Source organism: Pseudobacter sp. (genome assembly GCF_051955275.1).
Lineage (GTDB): Bacteria > Bacteroidota > Bacteroidia > Chitinophagales > Chitinophagaceae > Pseudobacter.
The window spans coordinates 13,407-33,686 of record NZ_JBQCGW010000197.1; the positions used below are offsets into that span (position 1 = coordinate 13,407).

A 20,280-nucleotide genomic window follows, 5' to 3' on the forward strand; every position below is an offset into this window, starting at 1 on the left:
TCTAACATGCTTGCAAAACACATCAGGTACTGCTGTGTCAGTACCATCCTTTTGCTGCTGCTATTCCTGATGCAGCCGGCACAAGCCCAGGATAACATAGTAAAAGGGACAGTAACAACAAAAACCGGCGAGCCGCTCTCTGGTGGTACAGTTACCGTAAAAAGCACCGGACGCGGCACCAATACAGATGCAACAGGGAAATTTTCGCTGCAGGCAAAACCTTCGGATACCCTGGTGTTCACTTTTGTGGGTTACCAGACCCGGGAAGTGCTGGTGACCGGTAAAGAACTTCAGATAGTGCTTGAAGAAGCTGCCACCAGCCTCAATGATGTAGTGGTGATCGGTTATGGCAGCGTTAAAAAATCTGACCTCACCGGTTCTGTGGCCACTGTAAAAATGGATAAGCTGAAAGACATTCCGGCCAACTCAGTAGAGAACCTTTTACAGGGCCGTTCCGCGGGCCTGCATATCACCAGCAATTCGCAGGACCCCAACTCAGGCACTACAGTAAGGATCCGCGGCGGCAGCTCCTTGCGCGGCTCCAATGCGCCGCTGCTGGTGGTGAACGGCTTTCCCATCGGAGATGCCAGTAACCTGAAACAGATTAACCCTGCTGACATAGTATCCGTTGAAATACTGAAAGATGCTTCTGCCTCTTCCATTTACGGATCCAGAGGCGCTAATGGCGTGATGCTGATTACCACCCGTACGGCTAAAAAAGGAGTCACCATGGTGAACCTCCGCCAGCAGACCACTATTTCCTCTTTCGGATCGGAGATCATCCAGTGGAAAAATCCCGCCCTGATGGCGCAGATCGACAATGAAGCCAAGATCAATGGTAACCTCACCCCGCTGTACGTAGGAGCCGAAGGCGCTACCGGTATCTACTACCCTTCCGTTACAGAAATACAGAGCGGCGCCTGGCCCCATTTTACAGACTGGTCAAAAATAACTTTCCGCGACCGCCCTGTATCTAACATGACAACCTTCTCGGTGAACAGCGCCAATGAAAAAACATCCTTCAATCTCAGCGGCAACTTCACCAATCAACAGGGCGTATTTGTAAAGGACGGATTCCGGAAAGGGATTCTCAGTCTTCATCTCAAACATGCCATCAGTGACAAGATCAGCATCAGCTCTATCAACAATTTTTCAAAAGACCAAAGGATCAACAATAGTAACCTGGCTTACTGGCGCAATCCGCTCTGGCCCGTCTTCAATAACGATGGCAGCTATTTCCTGAATGGCAATATGGATTATGATCATCCTGTTGCCTGGACCGATCGCCGGAAGAATGAAACGAACGCCACGGATTTCATCAATTCCTTTATTGGCGATTACCAGATAACAAAGGAATTGAACTTCAAAACCACACTTAACTACAAATACGGAGCGTATATATCTGACAGGTATGATCCGGACCTCTATACCGAGAACGGCACCAATAACAAAGGCGCTGCTTATCTCGATAACTGGACGGAGAATAATTATGCCATCGAATCCTATCTTACTTACAACAAAAAGATCGGCCAGCATCACAGGATCACGGCAATGGCAGGAACTTCTTACCAGTACACCCAATCCCGTACGTCCAACCTGGAATCATTCAATTTCAAGAACGGCAGTTTAGGCAATGAGAATATGGGGTCCGGCGATCCCGGCCTCAACAGGCATTTCAATGGCAAGGTGGTGACCAGCCTTATGTCTTATATGGGAAGGGTCAATTATACGCTGAACGACAAATACCTCTTCACGCTTACTGCCCGCACAGACGGGTCCTCCAAATTCGGCGCCAATAACAAATGGGCAGCCTTCCCTTCCGGCGCTGTCAGTTGGAAAGCACATGAAGAAGACTTCATCCGCGATCTCAACATCTTTGATGAACTGAAGTTCCGGGCATCATACGGTATTTCCGGTAACCAGGGTATCTCTCCCTACCAGACCCTGAGCCGTTATGGTATCGAGAATTTTTACAGCGATGGCCGCTGGAATACTGCCATCGGACCAGGTTTTGTGATCGGTTACGTAGGAGTGGGCGGCCGTTACAAGGAATGGGGTGGCATACCCAACAAAGACCTCAAATGGGAAACCACCAGTCAGTATAATTTTGGACTGGACCTGGCATTCCTGAACAACAAACTGCGCCTCACAGCCGACTATTACGAAAAAAGAACCAAAGATCTGCTGCGCGAAAGATTCCTGCCGCTCAGTTCCAGCTACGATAAAATATGGGTGAATGATGGCGAGATCACCAATAAGGGTTTCGAGATCACAGTTGATGGTACAATGGTAGACACACGCGACTGGGGGTTCAGCGGAACCTTTATCTTTTCAAGGAACCGGAACAAAGTGGTGAGCCTCGGCAATGCGGTAAGCGCGGGCCTGAGCACGGATCACCTCTCCGGTTTTCAATATGAATATTTTGGAAGCGGGATCGGTTCTTTCCGGGAAACCTCTCCCAATATTCTCGCGGTAGGATTGCCGGTGAACGTTTTCTACGGCTATCGCGTGGACGGGATCCTGCAGTCAGCAAAACAAGGCGCTGCCGCCGGTCTGACCGGACCTGAAGCGGAAGCCGGTGAATACAGGTATCTCGATCTGAATAAGGACGGTGTTTTCAACACCAATGACCGTACCATTATCGGTGATCCTAATCCCGATTTCCTGCTTAGCCTTAACCTCAGCGCCCGGTACAAGAAATTTGATGCAAGCATATTCCTGAATGGTGTGTTCGGTCATGATGTTTTATGGTCCGGCATGGACAATTCCGCTCAGTATGCACCGCTCCGCTGGACGCCCGATAACCCCACCAATGATTATCCGAAAGCGCGGCAGGGAAGATATTATTATCTCAACGACTGGTTCATAAAGGATGGTTCATTCCTTCGCATTCAGAATGTCAACATTGGCTACAACTTTGAGCCGAAGGTAAAATGGCTGAAGAACCTGCGTCTCTTCATCAATGCAGAAAACCTGTACACGTTCACGAAGTTTGAAGGGTATGATCCCGAAGTGGGGCTCGATGGCCGTTATGGCGGCGGTTATCCCAGGCTCAGAAAATTCACATTTGGCCTCGATGTCAATTTCTAAATCCACGAACATGAAATCAACGATCCATTCCATCATAATAAGCTGCCTGCTCCTTACCACCTCCTGCAGCGTGGACGAAGAGTCATACGGTTTTTATTCAGAAGACAATTTCTACAGAACTGAAGATGACGCACTCTCGGCATTGTATTATGCCTACAATTCTTTTACTTTCAATGAATATGCACGCGCCATTTTTTACATCAATGAACTGGCCACTGAAACAGTGGATGTAAAAGGCGAAGAAGGCTTCGGTTCACAGGAGATCAATAACTGGAATTACACCCTTTTCAGGCAGAACGAACAACTGGAACTTTTTTACAAGTACAGTTATATCGCCGTGAACAGGGCCAATGCCATCCTGGAAAATCTGCCCGGCAGCAAAATCGAAACATCGGTTAAAAACAGGATCATGGGAGAAGCCCGTTTCCTTCGCGCCTGGAATTACTATCACCTGGCCCAGGTATTCGGACTGGTGCCATTGCAGACAGAAATGATCAAAACCGCATCTCAGACTACCCCCATGATGGTGCGCAACATGGATGAACTGTACAACTTCATCATTGCAGACTGTACCGAAGCGGAAAAATTGCTGAACGTTCAGCGGTCTGCCGGCCGTGCAGACAAGGTAGCTGCACAGTCATTGCTGGCGAAAGCATATTTATCGATCGCCTCTTCCAAAGAAAGCAATGTGCGCCATTACAAGGATATGAGCCGCAGTGTGCAACAGATGTACGACAGCGCTTCCTACTGGAGCCGTAAAGTATTATACGATCAGTCACAATATGCCATGGATGACAACCTGCGTAATATCTATGATGTGAACAAACCCAACGGTCCGGAACATATCTTCCTCCTGTCAATGGACCGTACCGGCATCTCTGAAGGAAATTTCTCTTCTATCGATAAGATGTTCATCCCCTACAATGATGGCGGCAGCCTCTGGTTCACCAACAACGATGGTACCTATACACGCGCTACCAACCAGGGCTGGGGCGTTTTCCGCACCACGGATCTGTTTGCCAACAGTTTTGCACCGGCTGATAAAAGAAAGACAGAACTGATGGCCCGCAGGTTCTATACGCGCGCTGATGGCACAGCGTGGAAGGATAATGATTATTTCCTCACCAGGAAATACATCGACCCTGATTTCTCCGGTGTAAAATCCAGTGTGAAACCTTTCCTCATCCGTTTTTCGGATATCGCGCTGACCTTTGCTGAAGCTCAGGGGCCTACCGTTGAAGGTTATACCTGGCTCAACAAGATCCGTCATCGCGCCAACCTGGGAGATGCTCCTGAAAGCATGTCTGCATCAGCATTCCGGGACTTTGTGATCCAGGAGCGGGCATTTGAGCTGGCCTTCGAAGGTAAACGACTGCACGATCTGCGCCGCAAGGCTATCGTTACCGCCAAAGACCCTCGTGCACTGGCTTCAGGAATACCGGAAGAGCAGGCTGCGTTTTATCCCATTCCGCAAAAAGAAATTGATCTCAACCCAAACATCCCTAAACAATAAGCCTTATGATAAAGATTGCAAGAACGGTTGTTTACCTGCTGCTGGCTGTAACCGCCATCTCCTGTAAGAAGGATATGATGAAGGACATCGATGAAGGTGGATGGAATCACGAGAGAAGCATCATCAATATCAGTGTAGAACACCAGGTGGGACTGGCCACCGTTAAGCGAGATGAAAACAACAATGGCCTGGTAAGCTTTATGTTCAATGTGAACAGCGGCGACATTTCCAAAGTGACCATCAAGTCACTGGAACTGTCGGTTGGCGCCAGTTCCGACATGAAACCCGGCGACCAGCTGAATTTCGATAACCCGGATCGTACTGCACAGATAAAAGTACGCTCCGCAACTGGACAGGAAAGAATATGGACGCTGTCTTTCATACCCTTTACCGATGAACTGATCGGCACCTGGGCAATCAGCAAACTATCAGTATACGGCGGCGCCTGGCCGGAATATGGCGGTGCTGCTGCATTTGACGATATCGCTGCGCGTGACTGGAACTGGAAACAGGATGGAACAGGGCCGGTTGCGGAATACGACAATACACTCACGTTTACACTCGAAGGCATCACCGAAACAGGCGACTCCTACGGCAAATGTTTCAATGATGCCGGCCCCGACGGGAAATATGCCGGTTTCATTTTTATTGATGATCCTGATGGAGCGAGAAACGAGATCGATGTGAATGGCCATTACCGCCAGATCCCGGCAGGTGAAAGCAGTTGGAAGCGAAACTCCGCACAAGGTACCATCACCTTCACCTCCGCCAGTAACAAAGTGACCACAGGCCGCTTCGTAGGTGCAGGTTCTGAAGGCTTACCCGGAGGCTTAACCGTAACGGTTGCCGATCATGCTTTCAGCTTTGATCGCGAGTTCTCCTACGTATGGATCGATATTTACAAAGACCGGGAAAAGCTGGTGGAGAACACCCGGAAATACTGGATACAGGTAAGAAAGATCAACTAATGTTCCTTCATTCTATTGACCCACTCATTAGCAAATAAAATATGAAAACAATGTTTCTCTGCTTTATAACGCTTGTCTGCTCGATGCTGTCTTTCTGCACACGCACCACAGTGAAGCTGACAAATATCAATGATGACCTGGTGATCACAAAGCAGGTATCGAAAGCCTCTCCCTTTGTTGGCATCGGGCCGCAATGGGGAGGATATGATAATGTACAAAAATGGACGGGCAATGCCTCTTTGAGCGAAAATGACTGGAACACCCTTTTCAAGCGGGTGGATTTCCTGCGTCCCGGACTGGTACGCATCATGACGGCGCCGGGCTGGAATTATATGGTCAACGGCCAGTATGATCCTGCCAAAAGCGAAGGCGTATTGTTTAAAATACTGGACTACTGCGAGGCAAAAGGTATTTCAGTGATGTATGGCGAATGGGGCGAGCAGCCCGTTAACAATGATGCGAACAAGGACTGGCTCAAAGCATCCGTGAACTTTCTCGATCACCTGCTGAATGTCCGCGGTTATACCTGCATCAAATACCTGAACATGCTCAATGAACCGGCAGGCAGCTGGTCTTCCATCGCGGGGGATTATAATCTCTGGCAAAAACATTACGTTGAAATATTCAGACTGCTCGAAGAAAAAGGATTGCAGAACAAAGTAACGGTCATTGCACCCGACGTGGCCATCTGGAACGATACCAGTCTCCTGCCCTGGCTAACGAATGCTACTGCATTTTTCGGTAATAAGATCGGGGCATATGATATTCACAGTTATCCGTCAGACGACCAGGTGAAAGGCGGCAGTTACCGTGCCGTGCTGGAAGCCTACCGCGATGTTGTTCCTGCCGGAAAGGATATGATCATGGGAGAACTCGGCTTTAAATATGATGTAAATTCTCCATTGGGCAAGCAGAACACAGAGCGCATCAAAGCCGATGCTTTTGCATCGGACGATTCCAATATGATGATCTATGATGCCTTCTATGGAGTGGATGTGGCCGATGCTGTTCTCCAGAATCTCGATGCCGGCTACAATGGCGTCATCCTCTGGAATATGGACGATGCCATGTACGACGATGGCAATGACAAACTGAAAAGATGGGGATTCTGGAATATCCTGGGTGAAGAGAAGTTTGGCAGCAAGGCCGATGAAGCGCTCAGGCCCTGGTTCTATCCATTGTCCTTATTAAGCCGCTACATTCCGCAGGGAGCTACTATCTATAAAGTGACCGTGCCCGGAAAGAAAGGATTGCAGGCGATCGTGGCGATGAAAAACGGGAAATATACCATCGCTGTCACCAACTCTCATACCGTGTCATACAACCTGAAACTGAAAATGGAAGATGGCATCAGCTTGTCTGACGCACGCATTTACAAATACATTGCCGGTGAAGGAGCTGCTTTCTCAGGAAAAGTGAATGAAGATGGATTTCCATTACCGGAAAGCATACAAACGGTAGACCTTAGTGGTGGAAAGCATTTCCCCTTATCTGCGGCTGCAAAATCCGTGACCGTTATCACAAATATTGATTAAGATCAAAATAGAGGCAGGTCAATAAGAGACCTGCTTCTGTTTTTTACAAAAACCTTATTGTCGTTCACATACTCAAAACAACCTTTTTGCACAGCTTCTGACGGCCTTACTTCATGTATTTTTTAAATTGCGCCAATCCCAACCCTCAATAAAACCAAATAGCTATGTCACAAACACCCAAACTTCTTATCCGGACGCATCCTCTGTTCTTATTCAATCAATAACAGTCCGGCACTTACTCCAACTTTCTTTATTTCATACTGGCATCTACATTGACTGAACATCTGCCATCCGGCAGAATCGGCTTTGTGCATGCCTTAAAAACCGTTCATTCATGAAAAATTTTACCCGGATCCTGGCAGTATTGCTGTTGTTGGTCACAACAGGCAAACTGCGCGCACAAGTTGTATTTTATGAAAGCTTCGACAACATTTCCGGCCCTACAAGCGGAGGGCCAGGCACCTACACCTTTCCTGCAGGTTGGCTGCTCAGGAATACAGACAACAGAACACTTAACTCATCTGCATTATCTTACCCTGTCAACAATGCATGGATAAGAAGAGAAAATTTCAAAGACAACGTCAATGATTCATGTGCCATGAGTTGTTCCTGGTATTCTCCTGCCGGTGCAGCCAATGACTGGATGTGGACGCCGGCCATCACAATTCCCTCCGGTATGCAACTGAGCTGGAGAGCCCGCTCTATGGATGCAAGCAATCTGGAGAGTTATGAAGTCCGCATTATGTCAGGTCCCACCGCGCCCACAGGCGGTACAGGCTCCATCGGCAACCAGATCACTAATTCCACAGTATTGTATTCAACCACTTCAGAAACTGCCACCTGGACGAAACGAACGGTTCCCCTTACTGCTTATTCCGGCCAGACAGTTTACATCGGTTTCAGGAATAACAGCAATGGCAGGTTCATCCTGATGGTGGATGATGTGAAAGTGGCTCCGCCAGAGCCTCTTTCCGCCAGTATCAAAACGCAAAACAACGTTTCCTGTAACGGAGGAAGCAATGGCTACGTAACAGTAGAAGCAACAGGCGGTGTTATGCCCTACACTTACCAATGGGCTCACGGAGTCAACAATTCAACTGCATTAGGATTACCTGCCGGTAAGTATACCGTAACTGTTACAGATAATGCAGGAGCCACCACCACCGTGGAAGCAGACATTACAGAACCTGCTGCGCTCACCGCCAGTATCGATGCAACACAAATGGCCTGCAATGGGACCCCTACCGGTTCCGCCACCGTAACCGTTTCAGGAGGTACCGCGCCTTACTATTATGCATGGTCGCCTTTAGGCGGTATTGCCGCTACAGCCACCGGCCTTGCCCCCAATACATACACCGTTGATTATTATGACAATCATGGCTGTATGGGGTCAAAACAAGTGACGATCACTGCTGTCAGTTCACCCGTGATCACTGGCATCACTGTTCCGGACAACGGTACTTACTCCAGTGGAAAACTATTGACATTCGTGGTGCAATTCGATAAAGCAGTTACCGTTTCCAACGGCGCGCCTTCCATTGCGCTCAACCTGGAATCAGGCAACAAAGCGCTGACCTATACATCCGGAAGCGGAACAACGGAGCTCAGTTTCACGTATACTGTTACGGGAACTGACCTGGATATCAATGGCATCGGAATAGCAAACAGCATTTCCCTGAATGGCAGCAACATCAGGAACGGAGGTTGCAATGCTGCCAATACATTCACTGTACCGGATCTCTCCAATATTATTATCCAGCACGCCCAGCCGCAAACGCTCAGCTTCGCTCAGCCGGACCCTGTAACCTACGGTGAGGAAGACTTTGCACTGAACGCCAGCACCAATTCATTGCTGCCGCTCACCATCACCAGCAGCAATCATGATGTGGCTACTATCGTGGACGGGAAAATACATATCACTGGCGCAGGTAGCACCACCATTACAGTTTCACAAGCTGGTAACGATGAATGGCTGCCACATACAGGCATTCAGCATACCCTGATAGTGAACAAAGCAGCGCAGGTGATCACGTGGACACAAACACTGCAAGCCGGTTGTAACGGAAGCAGTACCATCAGTCTTGCCGCTACTTCCAACAGCGGACTGGACATCACTTACGAGAGCAGCAATACAGGCATCGCCAGCATCAATAACAATACACTCACCGTACATACACCGGGTAGCGCCACCATCACGGCTTCACAGCCCGGCAGCGATAATTACCTGCCTGCTACCAGTGTGCAATTACCGCTCACTGCCGCATTGCCATCAACATTCATTGTAAAACGCTGGTCCGATCTCCTGATCTTCGACAACAGCAGTGAACAATATAAAGCATGGCAGTGGTACAGGAATGGTGATATCATCCCCGGCGCTACACAGCAATTCTATCAGACAACGCAGCCCAGCGGCAACTACCATGTGGTAGCCACTACCGTAGGCGGACAAACGCTGCAAACCTGCGCATACACATTTACTTCCACAGTTGTAAACAAGTTGAGGATTTACCCTAATCCTGTTAAGGCAGGCCAGCAGATCACTGTTGTGGCAGACTATACGGAGCAGGAATTACAGGGAGCTAAACTGGTAGTAACAACCCTGCAGGGCACCACCTTCCACACCCTCCTGAACGTGAAAACGCTGAACACCATCACAATGCCTAATCAGGGACTCTATGTGATGCGCCTCGTATTTGCCAATGGAACATCGGCAGCAGTAACAGCAATGGTAAAAGAATAATAAAAACTAAAAAGAAAGGATATGTACATCATTTCAAAAAAGATCAGGACCACCATCGGTTTATTATTCATCGGCGCTGCATCCATGGCTCAAACGCATGAATTCGGATTTGCTGCGGGAGCAGGTTATGGCGGCCTCCAATACAAAGTAAAGGGAGAAGAAAGCAAACTGAAACCTACTGTAAATTTCGGATTATCCTATACCTGGCTCTGCAAAGCCGGCTGGGGATTGCATACCGGCATCCAGCTTGGTTTCATGCGCACAGAAACAGGCCTTCCCGGAAACACCATGTATATCAGCAATGCAGTGGACAGTGAGAACGAGGGATTTGAATTCCGTGTGCAACAAAAGGATTATGCCGAAAAACAAAAGGTATATACCCTCGATATACCACTGATGCTGCAATGGCAGACCAACAGCAAGTCGACAACTGAATTCTATGCACGCGCCGGTGGAAAATTCTCAGTGCCGGTGAAGCGCAGCTTCGATGCTACGGCGGCCGGGATCACCACAACCGGCTACTACCCTTCTTACAATGTAGAACTGGCCAATCTTCCGCAATTTGGTTTTGGCACAAAGCAGAACTGGAAATATGAAGGTGATTTCGATCTCAAAACTTCCATTGCACTGGCAGCAGAAGCAGGTGTTAAATTCCGCATCGGTAAGAACAGAAGCCTCTATACCGGCGCTTACCTGGATTACGGCCTCACGGATATGAGGAAACAGAACGATAACAACTCCTTATTCCAATACAGCGCCAGCGGCTTTGACAATACCGGCGCCAGCAGCCTGCTCAACCGTCCGGAAGTTGACGGAAAGATCAGGATGATCAATTATGGCATCAGATTGCAATACGCATTCGGCCTCAACTGCAAAAAGTAAAATACAGATACAGGATTTTATGGCCGCCCCATTACAGGGCGGCTTTTTTTTGCCGCTGCCAACTTACAGCTGAACGATCCTATCAATATTTATTTCCTGCAGGAAGTACTGATCATGTGATACCACCAGTAAACTCCCCTGGTATTCATTGATAGCTGCGGTGAGAATTTCTATATTCTGAATATCCAGGTTATTGGTGGGCTCATCCAATACGATCAGGTCAGGCGATTGCCTGCTGATGGAAAGGCAACAGAGCATGAGCCGCATTTTTTCTCCCCCGCTGAGCGAGGCACAGGGCTTATTCCAGAACACCTGCGTAAAGAGGAACCTGTTCAACCTGATCCCGATCTCATGTTCCTGCAGACCGGCATTATTGAATTGTACCGCCTGCTCAAACACGCTGAGTGTATCGTTGATGAGTGAATAATCCTGATCGATGTACATCGTTCTTTCCATGGCCCGGTAAACTGTGCCAGATGAAGGTTCCAGCTGTCCCAGGATCAGTTTCAGCATGGTGGTTTTACCGGAACCGTTAGGCCCTGCAAGCGCGATGCGCTCACCGCTGGTAAACTGCAGGCTTAACGGTTGCGCCCAGAGCTCTGTGTCATTGTATTTGATATTGACCTCCTTTGCCGTGAACAGGATCTTACCCTTATGCAATTGTGAAGGATCGAAGCCGATTTTCATCCTGTCTTTATCCGGTAATTCTTTCCGCAGCTCATTCAGCTCGCGGGAGACATTTCCTGTTTTTTCAGCATGAACGGATTTCAGTTTTGCCGTACTCTTTTCTGCCTTGTTGCGCAAGGTATTCATGGAAATAGTGGGCAGTCCTGCCTTTTCCTGTTTCTTTTTTCCGCGGGCATCCAGTTTCTGTTGCCGCTCGATGCTGTCGCGCTCCACTTCTTTCGCTTTGCGCAAAGCTTTCTCTTTACTTTTTACATCCTGGGCCAGTGCCTGGGTTTCAAGCTTTTTTTGTTCCAGGTAGAAATCATAATTGCCACCATATTGGGTGATGCCTGACTTGCTGAGCTCAAAAACTGTATCGATAAGGTTCAGCAGGGTCCTGTCGTGGCTCACCACCAGGATAGTACTGCTGCTTTTTTGCAGCAACTCATACAATTGCTGTCTGGCGTCCGCATCCAGGTGATTACTGGGCTCATCCAATAAGATGATGCCAGGATCATGAATGGCGATGCCTGCAAGGAACAGCTTTGTTTTCTGTCCACCGCTGAGTGTTCGCAATAACTGATCGAACTCAACCTGCCCCAGGCCCCAGGATGCGAGTGCTTCGCGGGCGCGCTCTTCGACAGTCCAGTCATCATCCAGCAGCCGCATATTCTCTTCACTCACTTCTCCTGCCAGGATGGCTTGCAGGGCCTTCACTTTTTGATCGATCCGCAAAGCTTCCGAAACCTTAAGATGATTGAATTGTCCGAACAGCTGCGGCACATAATAAGGAGGCTCACTGTACTGCACGGAGCCGCCCGCCACGGGCAAAAGACCTGCCATGATGCGCAGCAGTGTGGATTTTCCGGCACCGTTATTGCCGATGAGCGCAGCTTTCTGGTGCGCAGCGATATTGAAATGTAAATTGGTGAACAGGACATCCTTATTGGGATGCATATAGTCCACTTGCTGTATGGATAACATGTAAAACTTTCTTCAGGGGGTGAGAAATAGGACTGGCCCGGGAACCGGATCCGCAGTCTGTCTTATCAGGAAGAAAGTCAATTCTACATTGAAAGGAGATTGTTTGAAAGCACAAAGATAGCCCAAATTAATGAAGGGGTACAGGAAATTTTCTGCCTTACGGGCGGCGGCTTCCGCCATACAGTTCATATTCCAGGAGGCGGCAATCGATAGTACTGGTGTAAAATTCAATACGGCGGCTGGCCTTGAGGCCGATCTTCTTGGCCAGTTCCAGGTTACCGGTGAATACATACCCGAAATAACCGCCACATTTCTGTTTCATGAAGTCACCGATACGGCTATATGTTTTTTCCAGTTCAGCGATCTCACCCAGTCGCTCCCCGTATTCAGGATTCACATAAAAGATACCAGGAACATGTTGAGGCACTTCTGTTACAGCAAAATCACAAACGGAGAATTCTATCAGGTCAGACACTCCGGCTGCCACAGCATTCTTGCGGGCATTCGCGATAGCCTGCGGACTGTAATCGCTGGCGATGATACGTAAGCCCGGCACGTCCCTGATCTGCTCTTCCAGCCGCGCATCCTCCTGCAGGTACACCTGTTCGTCATATCCATTCAGGTGCATGAAAGCGTAGTTGGTCCTGAACAGACCGGGTCTGCGGTTGGTAGCGATCATTGCGGCTTCGATGGCAATGGTGCCGGAACCGCACATGGGGTTGACAAACGGGCTTTGCCTGTCCCAGCGGGAGGCATAAATAGTGGCTGCAGCCAGTGATTCCAGCATCGGCGCCTGGCCGGGTATCTTGCGGTATCCATGACGGGCCAGCGAATCACCGGAGGTATCGATAAATATTTCGGCGTTTTCATTTTTCCAGAAAAGATGGATCACAGCGCCGGTCAGGGCGGAACCGGTGGATGGACGTGTGCCTCTTTTATCGCGCAGCCGGTCTATAACGGCATCCTTCACACGCAGGTTGGCATACATGCTGTTATTGATACTGTTGTTGCTCACATTGCTGGTAATGGAAAAATAACCACCATCAGGCAGGATCTCCTCCCAGGGAAAGTGTACCAGGTTATTGTACACATCATCAGCATTCCTGGCTTCAAAGGATTGAAGACTGTACAACACCTGGCTGGCGCAACGAAGGTTCAGGTTGAGCCTGATACACTCATTCACCGTGGCTTTCAGCTTCACACCTGTCACAAATGTTTCCTCCGGCTCAAAACCAAGCTCCCTTATTTCCTGGTCCAGGTAAGGCATGGTACGCTTATGACAGGTGATGGTAACAAACCCGGGAGTAGTGTAAATATTCATACTGAGATGGATAAACTTGAGCAATAAAAAACCCGCTGCGAGAGCGGGCTTTAACTTTATTTTCGTGACCCCCCTGGGGCTCGAACCCAGGACCTACTGATTAAGAGTCAGTAGCTCTAACCAACTGAGCTAGGGAGTCAGTTTCTTGCGAAACGGCTGCAAAAATAAATAAAGAAATAATATCAACCTAATACTTTGTGCTTTTTTTACCACCCGGAGCAGCTTAGAGAATGCCTGATCAATTCATGAACGCGCAAATGGCATCCTTTGCTGCTGATCCTACCACTCCACTTCCTGTCCCTGAAACATAAACTTCCCTGTAGGCGCATCCTTTTGCAACAAAAAATCCACCAGCGGACCTACCGCCTCATTCACTTCCAGCGGTGCATATTCACTCCCCATATCGGTCTTCACCCAACCCGGATGTACGGCATTCACCCGCACCTGTTGATCACGCAGTGCATTTGCCAGGTGAATGGTGTACATATTCACAGCAGCCTTACTCGCATTGTAAGCAAAGGTCCTTGCCAGCGGCTCCTGACGAGAATGCAATTGCAAGGACCCCATATTGCTGGAAATATTAAGGATGGAAGCCTCTCCTGATTTCAATAACAATGGCAAAACGGAATTCGTCAATTCAACCAATCCGAAAAAGTTTGTATCGAATGTTTTTTTCAGTTTCTCCATTGCAATGCCTGTTGTAGAGTCTTTCATGAAATCCTCGTTCATCACGCCTGCATTGTTCACCAGGATCTGCAGGCTCTCAGAAGCCTGTCCGATCTCCTTCACTGCACGATGTACAGATACAGGATCATTTACATCCAGCTCCACCACAGCAGCCCGCTCAGGGAACTCCAAAAACTGCAAGGCCTTCGCTCCCTTGCTGGCGTCGCGCACACCCATGAAAACAAAATACCCTTTAGCAGTCAGTTGTTTTGTCAACTCAAGACCGATGCCACGATTGGCACCAGTGATCAATGCAGTACGAATTCCGGTATTCATCAGTAAGTTTTGAGAACAAGTATAAACGCCTTTTACAAGCTGCCAAAACGTAAAACACCGAAGCACCGGTAATTCCTATTCATCCGGCAAAAACAAATGCTGGTTTTATCGACACTTATCGCATTATTTTTTTCATTAATTTTAATCCTCCCCCTCCTACGTCATTCACTTACCAAAAAGCCAATCCATGTCAAAGACATCATTGCTGCATGCCCATACACGCATGCCATTCAAGACTGCTTTATTCCTTTTCGCACTTTGCCTTTTCTCTCCTTTCATTTCATTGGCGCAGATCCCGGACACACTGCTGGCAGTGCGTACCAGCACGCTGGAAACCAGGCTCAGCCTGCATACCAATGGGTCCTTCTATCTTGGAGGAATTTATAACGGAGGTACGGCGATTATACCAGTTGAAGGAGCTGGTACGAGATTGCTTTGGCACCCCGACAAATCCGCTTTCCGCGCCGGCACTATTGACGGCACACAATGGGATGATGCCAATATAGGCGAATTCTCCCTTGCCATCGGAGAGAACTGCCGGGCCAGCGCGGCTCATGCTGTTGCACTGGGCCGCTGGTGCACGGCAGCGCAGCAATCCTCTTTTGCTATGGGTGATCAGAATGTTGCCTCAGGCGCAGCTTCCGTGGCGCTCGGCTACCACTCTCACACCAATGCCAGACAGGGCAGTTTTGTGTTCGGAGACCGCTCTACAGTGGATACCATTCGCGCAGGCGTGAACCATTCCGCCAACTGGCGCGTGTCCGGCGGCTTCCGCATCTTCACGTCTTCCAACTTAAGCACCGGCGTTACCCTGCAATCAGGAGCCAGCGTGAGTAACTGGGGACAATCCAGCGCAGTGATCTCCACTTCCACAGGAGCCATGCTCACTACCGGTGGTGTTTGGCAGAATGCTTCCGACGTAAATCGCAAGCACCACTTCGAACCCGTTTCCGGTGAAGAGGTCCTCGAAAAGCTGAAAGCCCTTTCGATACAGGAATGGAGCTACCGTACAGAGAGCGATGCCATCAGGCATATCGGCCCTACCGCTCAGGACTTCTATGCAGCCTTTCAACTGGGCAATGATGACAAAGGTATCGGCACCGTAGATGCAGACGGTATTGCACTCTCCGCCATCCAGGCACTGGAAGCGCGTACTCAAAAACAAGCCACAGAAATAGAAACACTGAAAGCCGAGAATGAATTAATGCATAAAAAAGTGGACACACTCATGAGCCAGGTCATGCAGCAGCAATCTGGTTTGCCATGGCTTGCCATGCTTATTGCAGGGAGTATAGTGATAGCCGGTATGATCAGGTTTTTCCGCAGATCAAAAGCCGCTCAGTAAGATCAACACCATTCTTTCTTACAGACAAAACCTGGTTTTATGAAGAATATTCTTGCCTCACTCAGCCTGCTACTGATACATGGCAGCACACCGGCACAACAGATCAAAGTGTACGCAGGCGGTCAGATGATACTGTCACCCGGCAGTCCGGTCACCTGGTCCGGCCTCACACTCATCCCTTCCACCGCTTTCAATATGAGCAGCAGTCTTGATCAGTCAACCACCACTGTAAATGCATTCCCCAGCTCTTACGTACTCCGGGTATTCCGTTTCGATCCCACCAGTACTGTATTCAATGGAAGCATCGGTTTTCATTACCTTACGGGAGAACTGAACGGCCTTGACAATAACAACCTGGAATTATATGTCAACAACGGCATATCCTGGCAGGGCTACCCTCCTTCTGTTGCAACGCCCGCTCTCAATTACCTGCAGGTGGATGGTATCAGCAATCTGGCCATGAGCGAAGTATTACTGGCCGCCAGCTCAGCCCTGCCGCTTACCTGGGTAACAGCATCCCTGCATAGGCAAGGGACCGGTATCAAAATAAAATGGAGCACATCGCAGGAAAAAGATGTGAGCCACTTTGATATTGAACGAAGCACAGACGCTGCAGCCTGGCGCATAGTCATTGCCGGTATACCCGCCAGTAACAGCACGTTCGAAACAAAATATGAAGCAACAGACCGTAATGCAAGCACGGGAAGATTGTTCTACCGGATACGCCAGACCGATAAAGATGGTGGTCACACTTTTTCAAAGATACTTGTCGCTCCGGCTGCAGATGAACAAACAGCGGTGGTGATCGCGCCAAACCCGGCAAGCGGATTTTTCCTGGCTACTACCGATGATATTTCCAGCTTACAACAGCTCTACCTGATCAATCAGTCAGGCGTGGTGATGCATTCCTGGAAAGGTGGCCAGTACCAATATCAGCTGCCGCCTGTTGCCGCTGGTAGTTATTTCCTGCTGATCCGGATGAAAGATGGCAGTTCAATGATGAAAAAGATCCAGATCAGGTAATCAATTATCTGTATATCATTGCAGCAGATCAATTGCCTGCTTCAGGATTCTTCTGATTGACTTCATCGGAAAATCCTTTTCCATATCAATAAGCAGGATCTTCATCCGGGACCGCTTTTCCTGCAGCAGTTCCGGATGATCTATTTTATTGCCATCGATAAAGCCGATATAAGGTTGGTGGAGCGTTTTATGCAACCATAGATAACAGAACCGTTTCCCTTTAAAATAGAATGTGGGCATACCATAACTCAGGCCAATGGATACATGAGCGCTCTGTTGCAGTATGACACTGCGAAGTGCCAGCAAAGTTTCTTTCAGCGGCTCTTCCTGTTGAAGGAACCAATTGTCCAGTTCATTACTGCTCATGTCCTGAAGATACCTCATTATCATCAATCGTAAGCCGGCTCACCCTGGATGCAGGCTGGTATGGATTTTTCATTGGATCTTAAAAAGACAAATGATCAATCAACAATACCGCGAATGCATCGAAGCATGCCTGGCCTGCGCCACCGCTTGCCGTCAATGCGCTACTGCCTGTCTGCAGGAAGAAGAAGTGAAGATGCTGATTACCTGTATACAAACAGATCTTGAATGTGCCACCATCTGTGAAGCAGCTGCCGCCGTTATGAGCCTCGAAGGTGTTTTCACCGAACAGATCTGTCAGTTCTGCGCTGCTGTTTGTGAGCGCTGTGCCGAAGAATGCGAGAAGCATGCGCAGCATGGCATGGAGCATTGCAGGATCTGCGCTGAGGAATGCCTTCGCTGCAGGAACACCTGCATTCAGATGATAAGTATCTGATCTGCACTGGCACAAGTTTTAAAGCGGTCCGGGTAAATAATTTTTCTGAAGCCTGTACTGATCCCGGTCATCGCCCTGGCGCTGATTTTCAGTAATGTGATCGGACGGTGCGACAGCCTCACTCCCAAGGCCCCACAGGGCTTTACCGTAACTTTATTTGCCGATAAACCCGACAATCCCCGCTGGGTATACCAGGCTCCGGATGGCAGCATCTTCGTAGCAGAATCCAACACAGAAGAACACCACTGAAAAAGTAAAAGATGCCGTGACCGGAAAAGGGCAATCCCTGAATAACAGCACCACTGCCAATCGCAACACGCTCTTCCGCAATGCCGACAACAATGGCATTCCTGAATACCGCGCCGAATTCATTAAAGGCCGCAGCCAGCCACAACAGCAAGATCTTCATCTCCATTGGCTCAGCCTCCAACAACGCAGAACATGGAATGGAAAACGAAGTAAGCCGCGCAAACATACTGGTGATCAACCCGGATGGAAGCGGTGAAGAGATCTATGCAAGTGGCCTCCGTAACCCTGTGGGTATGGATTGGGCGCCCGGCACAGAAACACTCTGGACCGCCGTGAATGAACGCGATGAGCTGGGTGCAAGCCCTTCGGTCCGCCTGAAAATTTCCTCACCGGATTCATCATTGATCCCAAAGGCAATAAGGTATACGGAAGACCTGTTGGAGTAGCAATACTTAAAGACGGCTCCATGCTGGTGACCGACGATGCAGCCAACTGCATCTGGCGCATTGCAGCAAACAGTCAAGAAAACCTGAACAGAATGCAATGGCTACCTGAAATATTTCAGGTAGCCATTAACGTTAGTTCCATACCCTGCTGCAGGTGGACCAGGAAGGAGTATCATTGATTAAATTCCACAATGCTGATTATATAACGCCTCACCGCCCGCAATTCTAAACATGATTTATTGTCCGGTTAACGGGCATAGGCTTTGATGCATGCCTGTTTACTACACTATCTCATTCTTAATTTAAATAATACAATTATGGCAACCAGAGGCAACAGAAGACAAGGTTCCAACAATGAACCTCGCAATGGCCGCGGCTCAGACCGTGGTTATGGCTATGGACAGGGACAGGGCAACCAGGGTCGTTATGAAGAATATGAAGATGACCAGGATGTTGACATGGAATATGATGAGGATTACGATGATGAGGACGAAGACGAAGAGGATGACAGCAATAACCGCGGCCAGATGTATGGCAGCTATGAACAGGATGACGACGAGGAAGATTACGATGATGAGGATGAAGACGATGAGGACGAAGATGATGAAGATCAACGCTATCGCAACGTAAGCAGCTACGAAGAGGATGACGATGAAGATTATGAAGATGAAGATGACTACGATGATGAAGACTATGACGAGGAAGAGGATGATGACGATGAAGAAGAAGGAACTCACTATGGTTCTTCAGGAGGCCGAAGCGGCCGCAGCGGCCGTTCACGTCAGGGTTTCGGAGGCATGAGCCGCGAACGCGTGCGTAGCATTGCAGCCAAAGGCGGAAGAAACTCGCACCGTAACGATTCAGGAAGATCAACTTCCGGCAGAAGCAGTTCATCCCGCGGAAGCCAGAGCGATGAGCGCGGACGCGGCAGCAATGGCAGGTCCGGCGGCTCCCGCAGCAATTCCGGTAACCAGCGCAGAAATGAAGATGGTACTTTCCGCAGCTCGTCTTCACGAAGAGGTGGATCCTCATCCGGCAGAAGCTCCGGCGGCAGTGGCAGCAGAAGCCAGGGCAACCGCTCCGCTTCACGGTCAAGCTCCTCCAACAGGAACTCAGGCTCCGGCAGCAATGAAGGCAGAAGCAGTTCTTCTTCAAGAGGTGGCAGCTCTTCTTCAGGACGAGGAGGATCATCGTCCGGCAGAAGCTCTTCTTCAAGAGGCAACAGCTCTTCTTCAAGAAGTGGCGGGTCTTCTTCAGGAAGCAGTAACGCATCAAGGAGCAACAGCTCTTCCTCGAGAGGCGGCAACTCTTCTTCAAGAGGAGGTGGTTCTTCATCAAGAGGCGGCAGCTCTTCTTCAAGGGGTAGCAGTTCTTCATCCAGGAGTAATAGTTCTTCAGGAAGAAACTCCGGCTCCGGCACCAGAACAAACTCCAACAGGAGCAAAAGCTCATCTTCAGGTGGCCGCAAAAAATCCGGCAGTTCATCCGGCAGAAGCAAAAGCAGTTCCCGCTAAAAATTCAATCATTCCTATTTTAAATATACGGTATGAAAACAGCCACTAAAAAGGGCAGTAAAAGCAGCAGTACTGGCATGGGTTCGGGCGCTGGCACTTCAGAGGCCACCCAAGGCCAAAACCAGGGTCAGGGGCAAAGCCAGGGCTCAACTGATGCTGAGAGTTCTCCTGGCAGCGGCAGACAGGAGCAATCCGGGCAGCAA

15 protein-coding genes and 1 tRNA gene are annotated in these 20,280 nt (G+C 49.1%); 10 read left to right on the forward strand and 6 right to left on the reverse strand.

The features are described 5' to 3' along the window. Positions 1 to 6 precede the first annotated feature (6 nt). From ACTHMC_RS17130 to ACTHMC_RS17155, 6 genes are all read left to right on the forward strand, one after another. The gene (locus tag ACTHMC_RS17130) at positions 7 to 3,090 is read left to right on the forward strand and encodes a SusC/RagA family TonB-linked outer membrane protein (RefSeq protein ID WP_440414868.1); all 3,084 of its coding nucleotides are present in this window, start codon (positions 7 to 9) and stop codon (positions 3,088 to 3,090) included. 10 nt (positions 3,091 to 3,100) lie between these two features. Further along, a complete protein-coding gene (locus ACTHMC_RS17135) occupies positions 3,101 to 4,603 on the forward strand; it encodes a RagB/SusD family nutrient uptake outer membrane protein (protein ID WP_440414869.1) in 1,503 nt (500 codons plus the stop codon). 5 nt (positions 4,604 to 4,608) lie between these two features. Beyond that, entirely contained in the window at positions 4,609 to 5,571 is a 963-nt protein-coding gene (locus ACTHMC_RS17140) for a hypothetical protein (RefSeq protein WP_440414870.1), read from the forward strand. A 41-nt stretch (positions 5,572 to 5,612) separates the two neighbouring features. Continuing rightward, the gene (locus ACTHMC_RS17145) at positions 5,613 to 7,106 is read left to right on the forward strand and encodes a hypothetical protein (RefSeq protein ID WP_440414872.1); all 1,494 of its coding nucleotides are present in this window, start codon (positions 5,613 to 5,615) and stop codon (positions 7,104 to 7,106) included. Between the two features lie 334 nt (positions 7,107 to 7,440). After that, complete coding sequence (locus ACTHMC_RS17150) at positions 7,441 to 9,846, forward strand: choice-of-anchor J domain-containing protein (protein WP_440414873.1); 2,406 nt, start codon at positions 7,441 to 7,443, stop codon at positions 9,844 to 9,846. Between the two features lie 21 nt (positions 9,847 to 9,867). Next, positions 9,868 to 10,728, forward strand: a complete 861-nt coding sequence (locus ACTHMC_RS17155) for an outer membrane beta-barrel protein (protein WP_440414874.1) — start codon at positions 9,868 to 9,870, stop codon at positions 10,726 to 10,728. 63 nt (positions 10,729 to 10,791) lie between these two features. On the opposite strand, the gene abc-f is transcribed toward ACTHMC_RS17155, so the two are convergent. The 4 genes from abc-f to ACTHMC_RS17175 form a co-directional block, all read right to left on the reverse strand. Continuing rightward, positions 10,792 to 12,378 (reverse strand): ribosomal protection-like ABC-F family protein, encoded by a 1,587-nt coding sequence (gene abc-f, locus ACTHMC_RS17160; RefSeq protein WP_440414875.1) that lies wholly within the window; start codon positions 12,376 to 12,378, stop codon positions 10,792 to 10,794. Between the two features lie 157 nt (positions 12,379 to 12,535). After that, positions 12,536 to 13,699, reverse strand: coding sequence for a THUMP domain-containing class I SAM-dependent RNA methyltransferase (locus tag ACTHMC_RS17165; RefSeq protein WP_440414877.1), 1,164 nt, complete (start codon positions 13,697 to 13,699; stop codon positions 12,536 to 12,538). Positions 13,700 to 13,764: 65 nt separating this feature from the next. Next, positions 13,765 to 13,838 (reverse strand) — tRNA-Lys (locus ACTHMC_RS17170). A 140-nt stretch (positions 13,839 to 13,978) separates the two neighbouring features. Beyond that, entirely contained in the window at positions 13,979 to 14,701 is a 723-nt protein-coding gene (locus tag ACTHMC_RS17175; RefSeq protein WP_440414878.1) for an SDR family NAD(P)-dependent oxidoreductase, read from the reverse strand. 187 nt (positions 14,702 to 14,888) lie between these two features. Between ACTHMC_RS17175 and ACTHMC_RS17180 the strand changes: the two genes are divergently transcribed. Together ACTHMC_RS17180 and ACTHMC_RS17185 are read left to right on the forward strand one after the other, a co-directional pair. Further along, entirely contained in the window at positions 14,889 to 16,046 is a 1,158-nt protein-coding gene (locus ACTHMC_RS17180) for a tail fiber domain-containing protein (protein ID WP_440414880.1), read from the forward strand. A gap of 39 nt (positions 16,047 to 16,085) precedes the next feature. Beyond that, entirely contained in the window at positions 16,086 to 17,069 is a 984-nt protein-coding gene (locus ACTHMC_RS17185) for a T9SS type A sorting domain-containing protein (RefSeq protein ID WP_440414882.1), read from the forward strand. Positions 17,070 to 17,084: 15 nt separating this feature from the next. Here ACTHMC_RS17185 and ACTHMC_RS17190 read toward each other — a convergent pair whose 3' ends face one another. Both ACTHMC_RS17190 and ACTHMC_RS17195 read right to left on the reverse strand, forming a co-directional pair. Further along, a complete protein-coding gene (locus tag ACTHMC_RS17190) occupies positions 17,085 to 17,435 on the reverse strand; it encodes a DUF1801 domain-containing protein (RefSeq protein WP_440414883.1) in 351 nt (116 codons plus the stop codon). A 79-nt stretch (positions 17,436 to 17,514) separates the two neighbouring features. Further along, the gene (locus ACTHMC_RS17195) at positions 17,515 to 17,883 is read right to left on the reverse strand and encodes a hypothetical protein (RefSeq protein ID WP_440414885.1); all 369 of its coding nucleotides are present in this window, start codon (positions 17,881 to 17,883) and stop codon (positions 17,515 to 17,517) included. Between the two features lie 314 nt (positions 17,884 to 18,197). Here ACTHMC_RS17195 and ACTHMC_RS17200 point away from each other — a divergent pair, with 314 nt between their 5' ends. Further along, entirely contained in the window at positions 18,198 to 18,563 is a 366-nt protein-coding gene (locus ACTHMC_RS17200; protein ID WP_440414886.1) for a PQQ-dependent sugar dehydrogenase, read from the forward strand. A gap of 317 nt (positions 18,564 to 18,880) precedes the next feature. Beyond that, on the forward strand, positions 18,881 to 20,077 hold the full coding sequence (locus ACTHMC_RS17205; RefSeq protein WP_440414888.1) for a hypothetical protein: 1,197 nt from the start codon (positions 18,881 to 18,883) through the stop codon (positions 20,075 to 20,077). Positions 20,078 to 20,280 lie beyond the last annotated feature (203 nt).